Origin of the sequence: Mesorhizobium sp. M7A.F.Ca.CA.004.12.1.1 (assembly GCF_003997835.1) — a bacterium.
In the GTDB taxonomy this organism is placed as follows: Bacteria; Pseudomonadota; Alphaproteobacteria; order Rhizobiales; family Rhizobiaceae; genus Mesorhizobium.
This window is the reverse complement of record NZ_RZRK01000802.1, coordinates 1-2,743: the sequence shown is the minus strand read 5'-3', so window position 1 is coordinate 2,743 and position 2,743 is coordinate 1. Positions and strand designations below refer to the sequence as shown.

Genomic DNA, 2,743 nt, shown 5'->3' with positions numbered 1-2,743 from the left:
AGGCCGGGAAATGCGCGTCGCCGACGATCGATCCGGCGCCGAAAGTTACGATCGGCCGGGGTTTTGAGGGTTTTGGCCAGGATTGAACGAGCAAGGCAGGGTCGAAACCGCCTTCAATCATGATGGAAGACCTCGTCCATCTCGGCCCACCACTCGCCCTCTTTGCGCGTCGCCAGCGGCTCCTGGCATGGCATGCAGACCGCCCACCATTCCTGCGTCTTCGGATCGGCCGCCATCTTCGCCATGTCGGCTTCGTAGTCGCTGCCGTGATATTCGAAAGTGCTGAACAGCAGGTTCTCCGGCCGCTTCAGGTAGATCGAATAATTCTTGATGTTGCAGGCGGAGATCATGGCCAGCACGTCGGGCCAGACGGCGGCATGGAGGCGGACATACTCATCGACCTTTTCCGGCTTCAGTCGCAGAACCATCCCCATCCGCTGCATGCCCGTCTCCTATTTCGTGATCGCCGTGGTGAATTCGGCGATGCTCATGGCCTTGACCGCGTCCCAGTCCCAATCGATGCCGATGCCCGGCTCGTCGGGCGCCAGCGCCTGGCCATCCTCGATCCGCAGGCGCTTGCCGGTCAACTGGTCGAGCTGCGGAATGTACTCGACGTATCGGCCGTTCTGAACAGCGCAGGTCAGGCTGACATGCAGTTCCATCAGGAAATGCGGGCAGACCGGAATGTCGAAGGCCTCCGCCGCGTGCGCGATCTTGAGCCAGGGCGTGATGCCGCCGATGCGGCCGACATCGACCTGCACGATCGAGCAGGCGCCTTTCTGCATGTATTCGCGAAAATGGCGAATGGAATAGAGCGACTCGCCGATCGCGATCGGCGTCGGCGTCGAGTTCGACAACCGCACATGTCCGTCAATATCGTCGGCCGGCAGCGGCTCCTCGATCCAGGCGAGGTCGAGTTCGCGCAACCTCGCGGCGCGCCGGATCGCCTCGTCGATCGAAAATCCCTGATTGGCGTCGGTCATGATCTCATAGCCGTCGCCGACAGCCTTGCGCACCGCCGACAGGCGCGCAAGATCCTCCGACCCGTGCGGCCTGCCGATTTTCACTTTCGAGCCGCGAAAGCCCTTCGCCTTGGCGGCTAGCGCATCGTCAACCAGCGCCTGCGTCTCGATGTGCAGCCAACCGCCTTCGGTCGTGTAGAGCGGGCAGCGATCCTTGGCACCGCCGGCCAGTTTCCACAGCGGCAGGTTCTGTTTCTTGGCCCGCAGATCCCATAGTGCCGTGTCGATCGCCGCGATCGCTATAGCGGTGATCGCGCCAATCGTGGTGGCATGCGTGGCGAATTCGAGATCGTGCCAGATCGCCTCGATCATGTCGGGGTCGCGGCCGATCAGGCGCGGCACCAGATGGTCTGACAAAAGCCGCATCACCGACGAGCCGCCGGTGCCGATCGTGTAGCTGTAGCCGGTGCCGACCGCGCCGTCGGAATCGGTGATGGTCACGATCGGCGTTTCCTGGCTGACGAAGCTCTGGATGGCGTCGGTGCGTTTGACCTTGGGCACAAGGTCCACCATCCGAAGGTCGACTTTCTCGATTCTGGTCATGCCGATCAGCTCCGCAATGTCTTTCCGGTCTCAGTGGCAAACAGATGCGCCTGCGACATGTCGAGGCTCATGGCGACGCGCTCGCCCGGCCGGAGTGGCCTCGGGTTCAGCATGCGCGACACCCAGTCCGTACCGTTGAATTCGACGAACACCAGCGTCTCGTTCCCGAGCGGTTCGGTAACGGTGATCGGCAGTTCGATCTGGTGGACGTCTGCCGCGCCACCGGAACTGATGCCATGGCCGGTTGGATAGATGTCGTCCGGCCGTAGCCCGAACACAACCTTGTCGCCGGTCGTGACATTGGCCTTGAACTGAGCGGGCAGCGGCAGCTTTTCGCCGTTGGCGAAAACCATCTGGCCGTCATCGATCGTGGCCTCGTGCAAATTCATCGGCGGCGAACCGATGAAGCCGGCAACGAAGCGGGTTGCCGGCCGCCGAAAGACCTCGTCGGGCGTGCCGACCTGTTCGATATGGCCGTCGCGCATGATGACGATGCGATCGGCCAGCGTCATTGCTTCGACCTGGTCGTGGGTGACGTAGATCACCGTCGACTGCACCTTGGCATGCAGCTTCTTGATCTCGGTGCGCATCTGCGTGCGCAATTTGGCGTCGAGATTCGAAAGCGGCTCGTCGAACAGGAAGACGTCAGGATCGCGCACGATGGCGCGGCCCATGGCGACGCGCTGGCGCTGACCGCCGGACAGTTGTGAGGGGCGGCGATCGAGCAACGTGTCGAGGCCGAGGATGGCCGAGGCTTCGGCGACACGGCGCTCCATGTCTTCCTTGGCGGCACCTGCGATCTTCAGAGAGAAGCCGAGATTTTCGCGCACCGTCATGTGCGGATAGAGCGCGTAGGACTGGAACACCATCGAAATGTTGCGCGAGCGTGGCGGCAGGTCGTTGACGATGCGCCCGCCAATCTCTATCGAGCCGGCGCTGATCTCTTCCAGCCCGGCGATCATCCGCAGCGTCGTCGACTTGCCGCAGCCGGAGGGGCCGACCAGCGCGATGAATTCGCGGTCGGCGATGTCGAGATCGATGCCGTGCACGATCCCGACAGCGCCGTAGCGCTTGGTCAGCTTGGTGAGGGTAACGGTTGCCATGGTATCAGCCTTTCACCGCGCCGGAGGTCAGGCCGCCGACAAGGTGTTTCTGGACGACGTAGGTGAGGGTGAGCG

Annotated in this window: 3 protein-coding genes and 1 pseudogene; all 4 read right to left on the bottom strand. The window is 62.8% G+C overall.

All coding sequences use genetic code 11. The features are described 5' to 3' along the window. A pseudogene (locus tag EN984_RS39055) lies at positions 1-121 on the bottom strand (gfo/Idh/MocA family oxidoreductase); the annotation flags it as partial. After that, the gene (locus EN984_RS29840) at positions 114-443 is read right to left on the bottom strand and encodes an L-rhamnose mutarotase (RefSeq protein WP_127269444.1); all 330 of its coding nucleotides are present in this window, start codon (positions 441-443) and stop codon (positions 114-116) included. The pseudogene EN984_RS39055 and the gene EN984_RS29840, both read right to left, overlap by 8 nt. 9 nt (positions 444-452) lie before the next feature. Continuing rightward, the gene (locus EN984_RS29835) at positions 453-1,565 is read right to left on the bottom strand and encodes a mandelate racemase/muconate lactonizing enzyme family protein (protein ID WP_127270133.1); all 1,113 of its coding nucleotides are present in this window, start codon (positions 1,563-1,565) and stop codon (positions 453-455) included. Between the two features lie 5 nt (positions 1,566-1,570). Next, positions 1,571-2,668 (bottom strand): sn-glycerol-3-phosphate ABC transporter ATP-binding protein UgpC, encoded by a 1,098-nt coding sequence (ugpC, locus tag EN984_RS29830; RefSeq protein WP_127270131.1) that lies wholly within the window; start codon positions 2,666-2,668, stop codon positions 1,571-1,573. Between the last annotated feature and the right edge of the window lie 75 nt (positions 2,669-2,743).